13 protein-coding genes are annotated in these 14,455 nt (G+C 73.8%); 5 read left to right on the top strand and 8 right to left on the bottom strand.

Annotation, left to right across the window (positions count from 1 at the left end):
- Genes ACZ518_RS25300 through ACZ518_RS25285 form a run of 4 tightly spaced genes read right to left on the bottom strand, consistent with a single transcriptional unit; the run spans position 1 to position 4,346 of the window.
- Positions 1-780 (bottom strand): CDP-alcohol phosphatidyltransferase family protein, encoded by a 780-nt coding sequence (locus tag ACZ518_RS25300; RefSeq protein ID WP_469115274.1) that lies wholly within the window; start codon positions 778-780, stop codon positions 1-3.
- Positions 758-1,819 carry an iron-containing alcohol dehydrogenase family protein gene (locus ACZ518_RS25295; protein WP_469115273.1) on the bottom strand — a complete coding sequence of 354 codons (1,062 nt, stop codon included), beginning with the start codon at positions 1,817-1,819 and terminating at the stop codon, positions 758-760. Before ACZ518_RS25295 ends, ACZ518_RS25300 begins: the two co-directional genes overlap by 23 nt.
- Entirely contained in the window at positions 1,807-2,559 is a 753-nt protein-coding gene (locus tag ACZ518_RS25290; RefSeq protein ID WP_469115272.1) for a phosphocholine cytidylyltransferase family protein, read from the bottom strand. Before ACZ518_RS25290 ends, ACZ518_RS25295 begins: the two co-directional genes overlap by 13 nt.
- Positions 2,556-4,346, bottom strand: a complete 1,791-nt coding sequence (locus tag ACZ518_RS25285; protein ID WP_469115448.1) for a DUF5941 domain-containing protein — start codon at positions 4,344-4,346, stop codon at positions 2,556-2,558. The genes ACZ518_RS25290 and ACZ518_RS25285 overlap by 4 nt, the downstream gene beginning before the upstream one ends.
- Before the next feature lie 431 nt (positions 4,347-4,777).
- On the opposite strand from ACZ518_RS25285, the gene ACZ518_RS25280 reads away from it, so the two are divergent.
- Positions 4,778-6,028, top strand: a complete 1,251-nt coding sequence (locus ACZ518_RS25280) for a GNAT family N-acetyltransferase (protein ID WP_469115447.1) — start codon at positions 4,778-4,780, stop codon at positions 6,026-6,028.
- A 130-nt stretch (positions 6,029-6,158) separates the two neighbouring features.
- A complete protein-coding gene (idi, locus tag ACZ518_RS25275; protein ID WP_469115271.1) occupies positions 6,159-6,761 on the top strand; it encodes an isopentenyl-diphosphate Delta-isomerase in 603 nt (200 codons plus the stop codon).
- Between the two features lie 47 nt (positions 6,762-6,808).
- Here the strand turns inward: idi and ACZ518_RS25270 are convergent, their stop codons facing one another.
- Positions 6,809-7,303: an ATP-binding protein gene (locus ACZ518_RS25270; protein ID WP_469115446.1), complete on the bottom strand. Its 495-nt coding sequence runs from the start codon at positions 7,301-7,303 to the stop codon at positions 6,809-6,811.
- Positions 7,304-7,433: 130 nt separating this feature from the next.
- Positions 7,434-8,105, bottom strand: a complete 672-nt coding sequence (locus tag ACZ518_RS25265; protein ID WP_469115270.1) for an HdeD family acid-resistance protein — start codon at positions 8,103-8,105, stop codon at positions 7,434-7,436.
- Positions 8,106-8,189: 84 nt separating this feature from the next.
- Between ACZ518_RS25265 and ACZ518_RS25260 the strand changes: the two genes are divergently transcribed.
- A complete protein-coding gene (locus ACZ518_RS25260; protein WP_469115269.1) occupies positions 8,190-8,942 on the top strand; it encodes an enoyl-CoA hydratase/isomerase family protein in 753 nt (250 codons plus the stop codon).
- On the opposite strand, the gene ACZ518_RS25255 is transcribed toward ACZ518_RS25260, so the two are convergent.
- Both ACZ518_RS25255 and ACZ518_RS25250 read right to left on the bottom strand, forming a co-directional pair.
- Positions 8,939-9,568 (bottom strand): DJ-1/PfpI family protein, encoded by a 630-nt coding sequence (locus tag ACZ518_RS25255; protein WP_469115268.1) that lies wholly within the window; start codon positions 9,566-9,568, stop codon positions 8,939-8,941. The genes ACZ518_RS25260 and ACZ518_RS25255 overlap by 4 nt on opposite strands.
- 810 nt (positions 9,569-10,378) lie before the next feature.
- On the bottom strand, positions 10,379-11,347 hold the full coding sequence (locus tag ACZ518_RS25250; protein WP_469115267.1) for a GlxA family transcriptional regulator: 969 nt from the start codon (positions 11,345-11,347) through the stop codon (positions 10,379-10,381).
- 123 nt (positions 11,348-11,470) lie between these two features.
- Here ACZ518_RS25250 and ACZ518_RS25245 point away from each other — a divergent pair, with 123 nt between their 5' ends.
- Both ACZ518_RS25245 and ACZ518_RS25240 read left to right on the top strand, forming a co-directional pair.
- Complete coding sequence (locus ACZ518_RS25245; RefSeq protein ID WP_469115445.1) at positions 11,471-12,733, top strand: SLC13 family permease; 1,263 nt, start codon at positions 11,471-11,473, stop codon at positions 12,731-12,733.
- A gap of 31 nt (positions 12,734-12,764) precedes the next feature.
- The gene (locus tag ACZ518_RS25240; RefSeq protein ID WP_469115266.1) at positions 12,765-14,402 is read left to right on the top strand and encodes an ABC-F family ATP-binding cassette domain-containing protein; all 1,638 of its coding nucleotides are present in this window, start codon (positions 12,765-12,767) and stop codon (positions 14,400-14,402) included.
- Positions 14,403-14,455: the final 53 nt, after the last annotated feature.

Here is a 14,455-nt window from a genome sequence, read left to right as displayed (position 1 = left end):
TCACTTGAGCCTGCTGGAGGCCAGGACCGACACCAGGTGCAGCAGGGTCTGGAGCAGCGCGATGCCCGCGAGTACCGCGACGCCGAGGCGGGAGAAGAACAGGTCGCCCCGGACCTGGTCGGCGATGGCCAGGACCAGGATCAGCAGGGAGGCCTCGATGCCGAGGATCAGCCGGTGGAACTTGAGCGCGGCGGCGGCCCGGCGGGCGAACGCCATGCCGGAGGAGCGGGGCTCGGCTGCGGACTCCTGGACCACGGGCTTGCCGGCCTGGTGCCGGGCCACGCCGACCAGGTCGGTCTCGGCCTTGATCAGGATGGCGCCGAGGGCGGCGAGGGTGCCCAAGAAGGCCCACAGCCAGTCGGTCCGCCCGCTGCCCCACAGGTCGGCGGCGCGCAGGCCGAAGCCGACGAGGACGGCCGCGTCGCACAGGTACGCGCCGACCCGGTCCAGGTAGACCCCGGAGAGCGAGTACTGCTTCTTCCAGCGGGCGACCTCGCCGTCGACGCAGTCGAGCAGCAGGTACAGCTGGACCGCGACCACGCCGAGGGCGGCGCCGAGCACGCCCGGCACCAGCAGGGCCGGGGCGGCGAGGACACCGGCGAGGGTCATCACGTAGGTCAGCTGGTTCGGCGTGACCTTGGTGGTGACCAGCAGCCGGGTGATGCGCAGGGAGACCTCGCGCATGTACAGGCGACCGCCCCAGTGCTCGCCACTGCGCCGGTCCTTGACGCCCGGCGGGTGAACGACGGGCCGGAGTTCAGCTACGGATGGTCTGGGCATAGTCGGCGTAAGCGTCCCTGATCTCGGCTGCGGACAGGTTGAGGTGCTCCAGGATCGTGAAGCGTCCCGGGCGGGTCTGGGGGGCGTACTCGACGGCCGCGACGAACTCGTCCACGCTGAACCCGATCTCCTCGGGCAGCACGGGCAGGCCGTGGCGGCGCAGCACGTCCGTGAACAGGCCGGCCTGGTCGGCGGCCCCGCGCAGGTGCATGGCGAAGGCGGCGCCGATGCCGACCTGCTCGCCGTGGAGCGCGGAGCGCCCGGGGTAGAGCAGGTCGAAGGCGTGGCTGATCTCGTGGCAGGCCCCGGAGGAAGGGCGGCTGTCCCCGCTGATCGACATGGCGATGCCGGAGAGCACGAGGGCCTCGGAGAGCACGGTGAGGAACTCGTCGTCGCCGCATCCGCCGGGGTGGCGCAGCACCGACTCGCCGGCGGTACGGGCCATGGCGGCCGCCAGGCCGTCCACGGACTCGCCGGTGATCCGGTGCGAGAGCTCCCAGTCGGCGATGGCCGAGATGTTGGAGATCGCGTCGCCGACTCCGGCGCGGATGAAGCGGGTGGGGGCCTCGCGGATGACGTCGAGGTCGATCACCATCGCGATCGGCGTGGGGACGCCGTAGGAGCCCCGGCCGTTGTCGTTGTCCAGGATGGACACCGGGGAGCAGATGCCGTCGTGAGAGAGGTTGGTGGCGATGGCCACCATGGGCAGGCCGACCCGCGCCGCGGCGTACTTCGCCACGTCGATGATCTTCCCGCCGCCCAGCCCCACGACGGCGTCGTAGCGGCGGCCCTTTATGTCGTCGGCGAGCTTGACCGCCGAGTCGATGGTGCCGTCGACGACCGGGTACCAGTCGGCGAGCGGCAGGGCCGGCTCCAGACGGGCGCGCAGCGCCTGTCCGGAGCCCCCGCTGATCGCGATCGCGAGCCGGCCGGACGCGGAGATCCGCTGGTCGGCGAGGATGCCGTCCAGCTTGTCCATCGCCCCGCGGCTGATGTCGACGACGACCGGCGAGGGGATCAGCCGCGTCAGTACTGGCATGCGATCGTCCGGCCCTTGGCGAGGTCGTCGTGGTTGTCGATCTCGACCCACTTGACGTCACCGATGGGGGCGACGTCGATGGTGAAGCCGTCGTTGACGAGCTGCTGGTAGCCGTCCTCGTAGTAGAGGTCGGGGTCGCGCTCGAAGGTGGTCCTCAGCGCCTCGGCGAGCTGCTCGGCGGCCTCGGACTCGATGAGGGTGACGCCGATGTACTCGCCGGTCGCGTCGGCGGGCTCCATCAGCTTGGTGATCTTCCGCACGCCCTTGTCGCCGTCCACGACGACCTTCATCTCCTCGTCGGCCAGGTTCTTGACCGTGTCGAGGGCGAGGATGATCTTCTGGCCGTTGCCGCGGGCGGCGAGCAGGGTCTTCTCGACGGAGACGGGGTGGACGGTGTCGCCGTTGGCGAGGATCACGCCCTGCTTGAGGACGTCACGCGCGCACCACAGGGAGTAGGCGTTGTTCCACTCCTCGGCCTTGTCGTTGTCGATCAGCGTGATCTTGACGCCGTACTTGGCCTCCAGGGCCTCCCGGCGCTCGTAGACGGCTTCCTTGCGGTAGCCGACGACGATCGCGACCTCGGTCAGGCCGACCTCGGCGAAGTTGCCGAGGGTCAGGTCGAGGACGGTGAGGCTGTCCTCCCGGCCCTCCGGGCCGACGGGCACGAGGGCCTTGGGCAGGGTGTCGGTGTAGGGACGCAGGCGGCGTCCGGCACCGGCAGCGAGGACAAGGCCGATCATGCTGGTTCTCCTTCGTCATGTACGGCGGGTGCCCCGGAGGAGACCCAGAAGCGGATGCTCTCCACGAGCACCACGAGTGCCACGAACACGGCCATGGCCGTGAGCGCGACGGGGAACGCGTCACGGGCGAGGACGGCCGCGAGGACCACGGTCAGCAGGACCCTGCCCTCGTGACCGCCGGTCATCCGCACCAGCCAGTGCGGGGGAGCGCCCGAGCCGCCGCGGATGCGGTAGACGGTGTCGTAGTGATGGTAGGCGACCGCCGCGACCAGTCCGAATGCGGCCGGAAGGGCCCCGGGGACGTCGGCCTTGGCGGCGAGTGCGAGGACCGTCACGTACTCGCCGAACCGGAAGACCGGCGGGATCAGCCAGTCGAGGGGGCCCTTGAGGGGGGCGGACACCGCCGCGCCGGCGAAGAACACGTACCCGACGGCGGTCCCGATCAGCCAGGGGGTCCCGAAGTCCCGGGTGACCGCCGCCCCGGCCATCAGCACCGAGCCGGCCAGGGCCAGCCAGGGCGCGGCGGTGTCCCGCCGCTTCGTGGGCCGGGGGGAGCCGGTCCAGGCCAGGACGCCCGAGTCGGCGAGGTCCGCGAGGGCCTGGGCGGCCCGGTCGGTCCTCTTCGCCTTGCGGGTCACCGAGCGCAGGACGCGTCCGGCGGTGGTGTACAGCGCGCCGAAGGCGCAGCCGATCAGCAGGGCGTAGAAGACGGTCCGGGGGCTGGTGGCGGCGGTCAGGACCGCGATCATCGCCCAGCGCTCGCCGATCGGCAGGATGATCATCCGCCGGACCCAGACGGTCCAGCCGACGCTGTCGAGCCGGTTCGAGAGGGCCGCCGTCGGGCTGCCCGTGACGGATTTCCCGGCGGCGGTGGCGTCGTGGTTGGCCTCGTTGAACGAGAAGTCCACCACGTGCCGGCAGGTCATGAGGATCATCGACCCGAGGGCGAGGGCCCAGACGTCGTCGCCGTTCCGGGCCGCGCCGAGCGCGAGGCCCGCGTAGAAGGAGTACTCCTTCGCGCGGTCGAAGGTCGCGTCGAGCCAGGCGCCCATCGTCGAGTACTGGAGCGAGTAGCGGGCGAGCTGCCCGTCGGTGCAGTCCAGGACGAAGGAGACGAGCAGCAGGACGCCGGCGGTGACGTAGCCCCAGCGCTCACCCGTGGCGGCGCAGCCCGCCGCGACGAGCGCGGTGAGCAGCGAGGCGGTGGTGACCTGGTTCGGGGTCAGGCCGCGGCGCGCGCACCAGCGGGCGATGTAGCGCGAGTACGGGCTGATGAAGAAGGTGGTGAAGAAGCCGTCGCGGGACTTCACCGCGGTGCGCAGGCGGACGGCCTCGTCGTCCACGGCGGCCACGGCTGCGAGGGCCTCGGAGCGCTCGGCCTCCCCGTCCGGCACGGCGGCGACCAGGCTGCCGAGCTCGGGCCGCTGGACGGTGGTCCCGGCGGCCTCCACGGCGGCGGCGAGCCGGTCCGCGTACGGTCCGGTGCCCGCCGGGGCCAGTTCGGCGGCCTTGTCGAGGGCCGCGCGGGCCCCCGCCTGGACGGCGAAGGCGCCGGTCACGGCGCAGGCGTCGAAGCGCGGGTCGGTCAGCGCGAGGCGCAGTGCGTGCGGATGCCCGACGAAGGCACTGTCGACGACGGCCACCCGCTCCTGGGCCGGGACCCCGGCGAGGGCGGTGGCGGTGTCTTCGGGACCGGCGGCCGGGCGGACGTCGAACCCGAGCGACCGGAGCTCGTCCTGGAGCGGTGATCCGGGTACCGGAGGGCCGGTGAGGATGACGGTCGGCAGACGAACTCACTCCTTGCGACGGACATTCCCGACGGCCGGGCGCCCGGGTGGGGGCGGGGGCAGCACGTCGGCAGGGCTGTCGCCAGAGGCTATCGGATGAATGGAAGGCCTCATTCATCAGCTGTTCAGGCCGAAACGGGCCCGTTCGGACCCGGATGTTAGGGTGGACGGCGGCGCACACGGGTCACGTGGTGCGCGAAGGTGGGCCCGAAGCGGTTCGGAACGGGAAACGAGGTGGGTTGATGACCGTCGCAGTGGTCGCGGCCGTGCGCAGCGAACTCCGGTACATCCCCGTTTCCTTCCGGGCGTCCGGCCGGGTCTGACCCCACACCGGTAAGACCTCGTCGGCCGGAGCCCCCGTCCAAGGGTTCACGTTGACCGACAACAGCACCACTTCTTCCGGCTCCGGCGACGGCGTCTTCGCCGCCTTCATGGAGCTGCACCGCGGGCTGCCCCGGCAGTCCCCCGGTTCCGACGACTCCACCCGGCACCTGCTCTCCCTGTGCGGACCGCTGCCCGAGCGGCCGCGCGTCCTCGACCTGGGCTGCGGTCCGGGCCGCAGCGCCCTGCTGCTCGCCGCCGAGGCGGGCGGGGCGGGCCTCGCCGAGGTGACGGCCGTCGACCTCCACGAGCCCTTCCTCGACGAGCTGCGCGCGGCCGCCGCCGCCCGCGGCCTCTCGGAACGCGTCCGCGCCGTGCGGGCCGACATGGGCGCGCTGCCCTCCGAGGGGTTCGAGGACGGCTCCTTCGACCTCGTGTGGGCGGAGGGCTCCGCCTACATCCTCGGCTTCGACCGGGCGCTCGCCGAGTGGAAGCGCCTGCTGGCGCCCGGCGGGCGGCTCGTGCTGAGCGAGTGCGAGTGGACCGCCGAGGAGCCCTCGGCCGGGGCCCGGGCCTTCTGGGATCCCCAGTACCCGCTGCGCTCCACCGCCCGCAACACCGCGGCCGCCCAGGCCGCCGGGTACCGGGTGCTCGGCACCCGGCTCCAGCCCGACTCCGACTGGGCCGAGTACTACGGCCCGCTCGGCGAGCGGGTCCGGGCGGCCGTGCCCGCCTCCCCCGCGGAGGAGGCCGCGCTGGGATTCGTACGCGAGGAGCTCGCCGTACGGGAACGGCACGGGCACGAGTACGGGTACACGGGCTTCGTGCTGGCCCCGGTGACCGCCGGGGACGGGGGGCGCTGGCGGGCCCGCCCGGAGGCACCGGCCGACGCGGGGGCCGTACGGGCCGTCAACCTGGCGGCCTTCGGGACCCCGCTGGAGGCTGATCTCGTGGACGCTCTGCGCGCCGACGCCGGGGCCTGGCTGCCGGGGCTCTCGTACGTGGCCGAGGGCCCGGACGGGAAGGTGGCGGCGCACGCGCTGCTGACCCGGTGCGGGGTGGACGGGGTGCCCGCGCTGGCCCTCGCGCCGGTGGCCGCCGATCCCGCCCTCCAGGGCTCGGGCGCCGGGAGCGCCGTCGTACGGGCGCTGCTCGCGGCCGCGCGGGAGGCCGGGGAGGCGCTGGTGCTGGTCCTCGGGCATCCCTCGTACTATCCGCGGTTCGGTTTCGTGCCCGCTTCGCGGTTCGGGATCAGGGCCCCCTTCGAGGTGCCCGACGAGGCGATGATGGCCCTGGTGCTGGACGATTCCGTTCCGGTGCCGTCGGGCACGATCTCCTATCCGGCCCCCTTCGGGATCTGATCCCCGGCCGAACGTCCGCCCCCCGCCGCCTACCACGCGGCGGGGGGCGGACATGCGCGGATCGCCGAAGTGGGGACAAGCCTCTTTTGTACGGCAGACTGAAGGCCGAAGTCCGAAGCGAAGGATGGGTATGCCGACCACACCAGCCACCGACGCCACCAGCAGCGCGTCCGCCGGCACCGGATCTCAAGAACCGATCATGCTCGAACTGGTCGACGAGTCCGGCAACACCATCGGCACGGCGGAGAAGCTCTCCGCGCATCAGGCACCGGGCCTGTTGCACCGGGCGTTCTCCGTGTTCCTCTTCGACCAGCAGGGCCGGCTGCTGCTCCAGCAGCGCGCCCTCGGGAAGTACCACTCCCCCGGCGTCTGGTCGAACACCTGCTGCGGCCACCCCTACCCCGGGGAGTCGCCGTTCGCGGCCGCGGCCCGGCGCACCCACGAGGAGCTCGGGCTCTCGCCCTCGCTGCTCGCGGAGGCGGGTACGGTCCGCTACAACCACCCGGACCCGGATTCCGGGCTGGTGGAGCAGGAGTACAACCACCTGTTCGTGGGACTGGCCCGGCCCGTGCTGGACCCGGACCCGGAGGAGGTCGGCGACACCGCCTTCGTGACGGCCGAGGAGCTGGCGAAGCGGCACGCGGAGCAGCCGTTCTCCGCCTGGTTCATGACGGTGCTGGACGCGGCGCGCCCCGCGATCCGCGAGCTGACCGGCGACGCGGCCGGCTGGTAGCCGCTGCGCCGTTCAGGTGCGGACGCCCGGGAAGGCCGTCCCCGGGATCAGATCCCGGGGGCCGGGGCGGTGAGCGGCAGGGCCGCCCAGATCACCTTGCCGCCCGTCGCGGTGTGCTCGACGTCGCACACCCCGCCGGCCTCCAGGGTGATCTCCCGGACCAGCAGCAGGCCCCGGCCGCCGGTCTGGCCGAAGTCGGCCTCCAGCGCCTTGGGCCGGTACGGGTGGTTGTCCTCGACGGCCACCCGTACCCACTCCCGTCCCACCGCCACCTCGACGGCGACCTGCGGGGAGAGCAGGGCCGCGTGCCGGACCGAGTTCGTCACCAGTTCGGAGACGATCAGCAGCAGGGAGTACACGAGGTCCTGCTGGGCCGGCACCCCCTGGCGGCCGAGCAGGTCGCGGACCGCGCGGCGGGCCTGCGGAACGGATTCTTCCACCGCGGGCGCAGTGAAGCGCCACACTCCCTCATAAGCGAGGGGGTCGGCCGGAGCCGACACCTCACCTCCCCTGGCCGGCGGGATGCTCCCGCTGTCGTCCATCTTCCGGCCCCCGTCTTCGCGCTCGATCGTCTCCACGTGTCCAGAGTGGGGAACACCCTGATCCGGACCGCGCCGCTGACCAGAAGTCAGCGTCAATCGGACGCTTTCTGACCACTGGTTTATGACGGAGTCAGTTGTTGGTCTGTTCCTGATCCGGCTCGGGCCCTTTCCCGGCCGCCTCGTGCGTCCCGCCCGCCGCGCCCGGCGCGGCCGCCGCGTCATCGTCCCTGACCAGCCCGAGGATCCGGCGGGCGCCCATGCCCAGCCCCACCAGGCTGAGTCCGTCGAACAGCAGGGCGAGCGAGAAGAAGGTTCCGATCACGTACAGGCTGTTGCCGGGCCAGCTGGAGAGGATCAGGATGCCCAGCAGGAGCCCGAAGGCGCCCTGGACCAGGGAGATCCCGAAGTTCGCGCCGCGCACCACCAGGGCACCGACGAGGCGGAACACCCCGCCGGTGAGGAAGAGCAGGGCCGCGAACATGGTCAGGGCCTCGGCGCTCGCCTCCGGACGGCGCAGGATCACGAAGCCCGCGGCCAGGTTGACCGCCGCGACGATGACGGCGAGCCAGAAGTAGTTGCTCCCGCGCGACTGCACGGCCTGCGCGAGACCGACGACGCCGCCGACGAGCAGCAGCCAGCCGAACAGGAACATCGAGGTCAGGGTGGCCACGCCCGTGTAGACCAGGCCCACCAGCCCGGCCAGTACGAGGATCACCCCGAGCAGGGCCAGCAGCCCGAAGCCGCGCTTCAGCTGCTTCTTCTCCCGCTGCCGCGGGTCAGGGTCACTGCGGTCGGCGCCCATGGACGTGCCACCTCTCCTCGGCACCCCCCGGGGGTCGGACTCCCCTTGATCATAGGATCGGCCGCCCGGGATAGCATCCGGCGCATGGACGCAGCCCTCCACCACACGATCGCCGACGGGGTCGCCACCGTCGTCATCTCGCACCCGGCCAAGCGGAACGCCATGACCGCCTCGATGTGGCGGGCGCTGCCGGAGCTGCTGGAACTGCTCGCCGAGGACGAGGCCGTACGGGTGCTGGTGCTGACCGGGGCCGGGGCGACCTTCTGCGCGGGGGCCGACATCTCCTCGCTCACCGGCAAGGACGACCCGCAGGCCCTGTCCGTGGCCGCGGAGGAGGCCCTCGCGGCCTTCCCGAAGCCCACGCTGGCGGCGATCCGCGGGTTCTGCGTCGGGGGCGGCGGCCAGCTGGCGGCAGCGTGCGACCTGCGCTTCGCGGAGGAGGGCGCGCGGTTCGGGGTGACCCCGGCGAAGCTGGGCATCGTCTACCCGGCGTCCTCCACCCGGCGACTGGCCTCGGTGGTCGGCCCCGCGTGGGCCAAGTACCTGCTGTTCTCCGCCGAGTTGATCGGGGCGGAGACCGCGCTGCGGGCCGGCTTCCTGAACGAGCTGCTGCCCGCGGGCGGTCTGGAGGAGCGGGTGGCCGCCTTCGCCCGGACCCTGACCACCCGCTCGCGGCTGACGCAGGCCGCCGCCAAGGAGTTCACGGACGGCCGCACCGGCCGGGAGGCGTACTGGGCGGCCCAGGCCGCCGCGAGCGGCGACACCGCGGAAGGTGTCGCCGCGTTCCTGGAACGGCGGGCTCCGGACTTCGGCTGGCGCCCGCCGGACAGGCCCTAGCCGAGCGGGTTGGCGGCGCGCATCCGGGCGACGAGCTCGGCCGGGGCCTTCTCCGGGGAGCCGGCGTCGTACGGCGGCTGGGGGTCGTACTCGCAGAGCAGCTGCACGGCCTGGGCGTACTCGTCCCCGGCGATCCGGCCGAGCAGGCCGAGCCCCATGTCCATGCCGGAGGACACCCCCGCGGCGGTGACGTACTTGCCGTCGAAGACCACCCGCTCGCCGGTCGGCTCGGCGCCGAAGGGGACCAGCCTGTCGAGGTAGAGCCAGTGGCTGGTGGCCCGCCGGCCGTCGAGCAGGCCGGCGGCGGCGAGGAGCAGCGAGCCGGTGCAGACGGAGGTGGTCCAGGTGGTCGTGGCGTCCACGGACCGCAGCCAGTCCAGCACGGCGGGGTTCTTCATCTCCACCTCGGGGTGCGGCCCGCCGGGCACGATGACGATGTCCGGCCGGGTCACCTCGTCGAGCGCCTTGTCGGCGACGAGGCCGAGCGCGCCGTTGTCGGTGCGGACGGGACCGGGGCGCTCCGCGACGAACACGGTCTCGGCGTCGGGAATGCGGCTGAGGGTCTCGTAGGGTCCGATGGCGTCGAGCGCGGTGAAGCGGTCGTAGAGCAGTACGGCGATCTGCATGGCTCCTCCGGAGCGGTTGGCCGCCCCGCGTGTGGGGGCGGAAGTCTGCCTTTTCTGGACGCCGGACTCCGTCCGGCGGCCGCCGGGCCGTGCGGGTGGCCCGCGGCCGGCGGGTGGTGTGCGGGCGGCCGGCGGGTGGTGTGCGGGCGGCCGGCGGGTGGTGTGCGGGCGGTTTGCCGGGCGCTCCTACAACGCCGGCACCGTGCCCGGCGGCACGCCTTTCTCACGCGGTCCTCGCACCGCTCGGTGCCGGCACGCTTCCCCGGCTTCGGGCCCGCCGCGCCGGAGTCCGTCCGGCGGACCGGGGGCGGGGCCGGTTCGCGTGGCGCGGGTGGTGGCCGCTGCGCGGGGCTGGTCCCCTACCCGCCCTTCGCCCGTTCCCCGGGGCTCCGCCCCGGACCCCGTGCCGGCGAGGCTGAGATTGCCGCCCGGTGCTGGAGTGCGCGCGGCGCACTTCCAGCCCCGCCGGCGTGTGAGGCGCGGGCGCGGTAGCGCCGTGCAGTGAGCCGCAGCCACACGGGGGCGGGGCGGAGCCCCGGTCTCTTCCAGCCCCGCCGGGGTGTGAGGCGAGAACGGGTGAAGGGCGGGGAGGGGCCAGCCCCGCGCAGCGGCAACCCACCCGCACCCGACCCACCGGCCCCAGCCCGCCAAGTGACCCCGCCCCGGCCCCGCCAAGTGACCCCGCCCCGGCCCCGCCGGACGGAGTCCGGCGCAGCGGCGCGAAGCCGGGGAGGCCGCCCGCGGCCGAGCCGCGCGAGCGACGCGTCAAGGAGGAGAGGCGCCCCGGCGCCGAGCCGCGCGAGCGGCGCGTCAAGAAAGGGTGCGGCGGCCGAAGCGGCGGCGGTATTCGGCCGGGGGCTGGCCGAGGGTTTTGACGAAGGCCCGCCGGAGGGCCTCCGGCGTTCCGTAGCCGCACGAGCGGGCGATCTGCGCGACCCCCTCCCCGCCCTCCTCCAGCAGCCGCCGCGCGTGTTCCACCCGCACCCGCTCCACGTACCGCCCCGGCGTCACCCCCGTCTCCGCCTGGAAGGCCCGCGCGAAGTGTCTCGGCGACAGCGCCGCCCGGGCGGCCAGGGCCTCCACGCTCAGGTCACCGTCCGGGTGCTCGGAGATCCACTGCTGGACGTCCCGCAGCGGCTCCCGCCTCGCCGTCTGCGCCGCCAGCTGCGCGCTGAACTGCGCCTGGTTCCCCGGGCGGCGCAGGAACACCACCAGGTGCCGGGCGATCACCAGCGCCGCGTCCCGCCCGAGGTCCTCCTCCACCAGCGCCAGCGCGAGATCGATCCCGGCGGTGACCCCGGCCGAGGTGGCGACGGGGCCGTCGCGGACGTAGATGGGGTCCGGTTCCACCGACACCCGGGGGTAGTCCCGGGCCATCCGCTCGCACACCGACCAGTGCGACGTGGCCCGCCGCCCGTCCAGCAGCCCGGCCTCGGCGAGCAGCAGTCCCCCGGTGCAGACCGACACCAGCCGCTCCGCGCGACCCCCGTACGCGCGCAGCCAGTCGGTGAGCCTCGGTTCGAAGTCGCCCGTGTAGCGGCCGCCGGGCACCAGGAGGGTGGTCCCCGGGCCGGGGCGGGCGCCCTCCAGGTCGCCGTCGGGCAGCAGGGTCAGCCCGCTGCCGGTGCGTACCGGGGCGCCTCCGAGCGAGGCGGTGCGGATCGCGTACCGGTCCTCCCTCTGGAGGCGGCCGGCTCCGTCGAAGACCTCGACGGGGCCGGTGACGTCCAGGCTCTGCACCCCGTCGTAGAGGACGACGAGCACGTTTCGCGGTGACATGCCTCCATCCTGTGACCGTCGGCGGATGGCCGCAATGACGGGTGTCCCACCTATTCGGACACGGGTGGAGGGGAGTGGTGCGATCCTTGGGCGGTCCCCCGCCACGCCGTCCGGAGTGCCGTCCTGAACACCGTCCTCGCCGAGTCCTTTTCCGTCGTCCTCCTGCTCGCCGTGCTGGCCTTCGCCGTGCTGCGGCCGCGCGGGCTTCCCGAGGCGGCGGCCGCCGTGCCGGCCGCCGGGCTGCTCGTCGCCCTGGGGGTGGTGTCACCGGCCGATGCCTGGGGGCAGACGCGCGAGCTGCTGCCGGTGGTGGGCTTCCTGGCCGTGATCCTGGCCCTCGCCCAGCTGTGCGCGGACGAGGGGCTGTTCCGGGCCGCCGGGGCGGCCGTGGCCCGGCGGGCGGCCGGGCGGGGCGCGGCGGGGCTGCTGGGCGGGGTGTTCCTGGTGGCCGCGGCGGTCACCGCCGCGCTGAGCCTGGACGCGACGGTGGTGCTGCTGACGCCGGTGGTGCTGGCGACGTCGGCCCGGCTGGGTGCCCGGCCCCGTCCGCACGTGTTCGCCACCGCGCACCTGGCGAACTCGGCCTCACTGCTGCTGCCCGTGTCCAACCTGACGAACCTGCTGGCCTTCACCGCGAGCGGGCTCACCTTCACCCGGTTCGCGGCGCTGATGGCCCTGCCCTGGGCGGTCGCCATCGCGGTGGAGTACGCGGTGTTCCGCCGCTTCTTCCGGGCGGACCTGGCGGCTCCGCCCGAACACGGTCCCGAGGCGGCGGAGCCTGCGCCCGTGCCGCGGTTCGCCCTCGCCGTGCTGCTGCTGACCCTGGCGGGCTTCGCCGTGGCCTCCTTCGCGGGGGCCAGTCCCGCCTGGGCCGCGCTGGCCGGTGCGGTGGTGCTGGGCGTACGGGCCCTGCGGCGCCGCGAGACCACCCCGCGGCGGCTGGCGGCCTCCACCGCGCCGGCGTTCTGCCTGTTCGTGCTGGCGCTGGGCGTGGTCGTACGGGCCGTCGTGGGCCACGGACTCGGCGACGGGCTGGAGTGGCTGCTGCCCGACGGGGACGCGCTGCCCGCGCTGCTGGCGGTGGCCGGGGTGGCCGCCGTACTGGCCAACCTGATCAACAACCTGCCCGCGGTGCTCGCGCTGCTGCCGCTGGCCGCGCCCGGCGGGCCGGGGGTGGTACTGGCCGTGCTGATCGGCGTGAACATCGGCCCGAACCTCACGTACGTCGGCTCCCTGGCCACCCTGCTGTGGCGGCGCCTCCTGCACGCGCACGGCGAGGACGTCCGGCTGGGCGAGTTCACCCGGCTCGGGCTGCTCACCACGCCGGTGTCCCTCGCGGCGGCGGTGACGGCCCTGTGGGCGGGCCTGCGGCTGATCGGCGGGTAGGAGGGCGGCGCGCCGATAGGATCGGGGCATCATGACTGCAACCCTCGTCGCCAAGAACCTCACCGCCGCGCACGGTGAGCGCACGCTCTTCGCCGCTCTCGACCTCGTCGTCGCGCCCGGCGACGTCATCGGACTCGTCGGCGTCAACGGCGCCGGGAAGTCGACCCTGCTGCGCCTGCTCGCCGGGCTGGACACCCCCGAGACCGGTGAGCTGCGGCTGTCCCCGCCGGGGGCGGCCGTCGGCCACCTCCCGCAGGAGCCGGAGCGCCGCGAGGGCGAGTCGGTGCGGGAGTTCCTCGCCCGCCGGACCGGCGTGGCCGCCGCGCAGGCCGCGCTGGACGAGGCCACGCAGGGGCTGGTGGACGGCACCCCGGGCGCCGACGACGCGTACGCGGACACCCTCGACCGCTGGCTGGACCTCGGCGGCGCCGACCTCGACGAGCGCGCCCAGGAGGTGGCGGACGAGCTGGGTCTGGCGGTGAGCCTGGACCTGCCGATGTCGGCGCTGTCCGGCGGCCAGGCCGCCCGGGCCGGTCTCGCCTCCCTGCTCCTGTCCCGCTACGACGTGTTCCTGCTCGACGAGCCCACCAATGACCTGGACCTGGCCGGTCTGGAGCGGCTGGAGCGGTTCGTGACGGGGCTCCGCGCGGGCACGGTGGTCATCAGCCACGACCGCGAGTTCCTGGCCCGGACCGTCACCAAGGTCCTCGAACTGGACCTGGCCCAGCAGCAGATCAACCTCTACGGCGGCGGCTACGAGTCGTACCTGGAGGAGCGCGCGCGGGCCCGCAGCCACGCCCGTGAGGAGTTCGAGGAGTACGCGGACAAGAAGTCCGCGCTCGAAGGCCGGGCGACGATGCAGCGCAACTGGATGGACAAGGGCGTGCGCAACGCCCGGCGCAAGTCGAGCGACAACGACAAGATCGGCAAGGCGCTGCGCGGCGAGTCCAGCGAGAAGCAGGCCGCGAAGGCCCGCCAGACGCAGCGCGCGATCGAGCGCCTGGAGGTCGTGGAGGAGCCCCGCAAGGAGTGGGAGCTGCGCATGGAGATCGCGGCGGCCCCGCGCTCCGGCTCGGTGGTCGCCACCCTGCGCGAGGCGGCGGTCGAGCGCGGTGACTTCTCGTTCGGCCCGGCGAGCCTGCAGATCGACTGGGCGGACCGGGTGGCGATCACCGGGGCCAACGGCGCCGGCAAGTCCACCCTGCTCGCGGTCCTGCTGGGCCGGCTGACCCCGGACTCCGGCTCGGCCGTCCTCGGCTCGGGCGTCCTGGTCGGGGAGGTCGACCAGGCGCGCGGCCTGTTCCTCGGCGAGGAGCCGCTGCTGGAGGCGTTCTGCGCGGCCGTCCCGGACACCGAGCCGGCGGAGGTGCGTACCCTGCTGGCCAAGTTCGGCCTGAAGGCGGCGCACGTGCTGCGCCCGGCGGCGACCCTGTCCCCCGGCGAGCGCACCCGGGCGGCCCTGGCGCTGCTCCAGGGGCGCGGGGTGAACCTGCTGGTGCTGGACGAGCCGACGAACCACCTGGACCTGCCGGCGATCGAGCAGCTGGAGTCGGCCCTGGAGGCCTACGAGGGCACGCTGCTGCTGGTCACGCACGACCGGCGGATGCTGGACGCGGTGCGCGTGACGCGCCGCCTGGAAGTGGCCGACGGCAAGGTCACCGAGCTCTGAGCCCCTGAGGGGCCAGGGGTGTCTGGTGGATCAGGCCGGACTCGCCCGCAAGA

The sequence above is a fragment of the Streptomyces sp. NPDC033966 genome (assembly GCF_055575955.1).
Note: the sequence above shows the minus strand (reverse complement) of the source record. Positions and strands in the feature narration are given on the sequence as shown.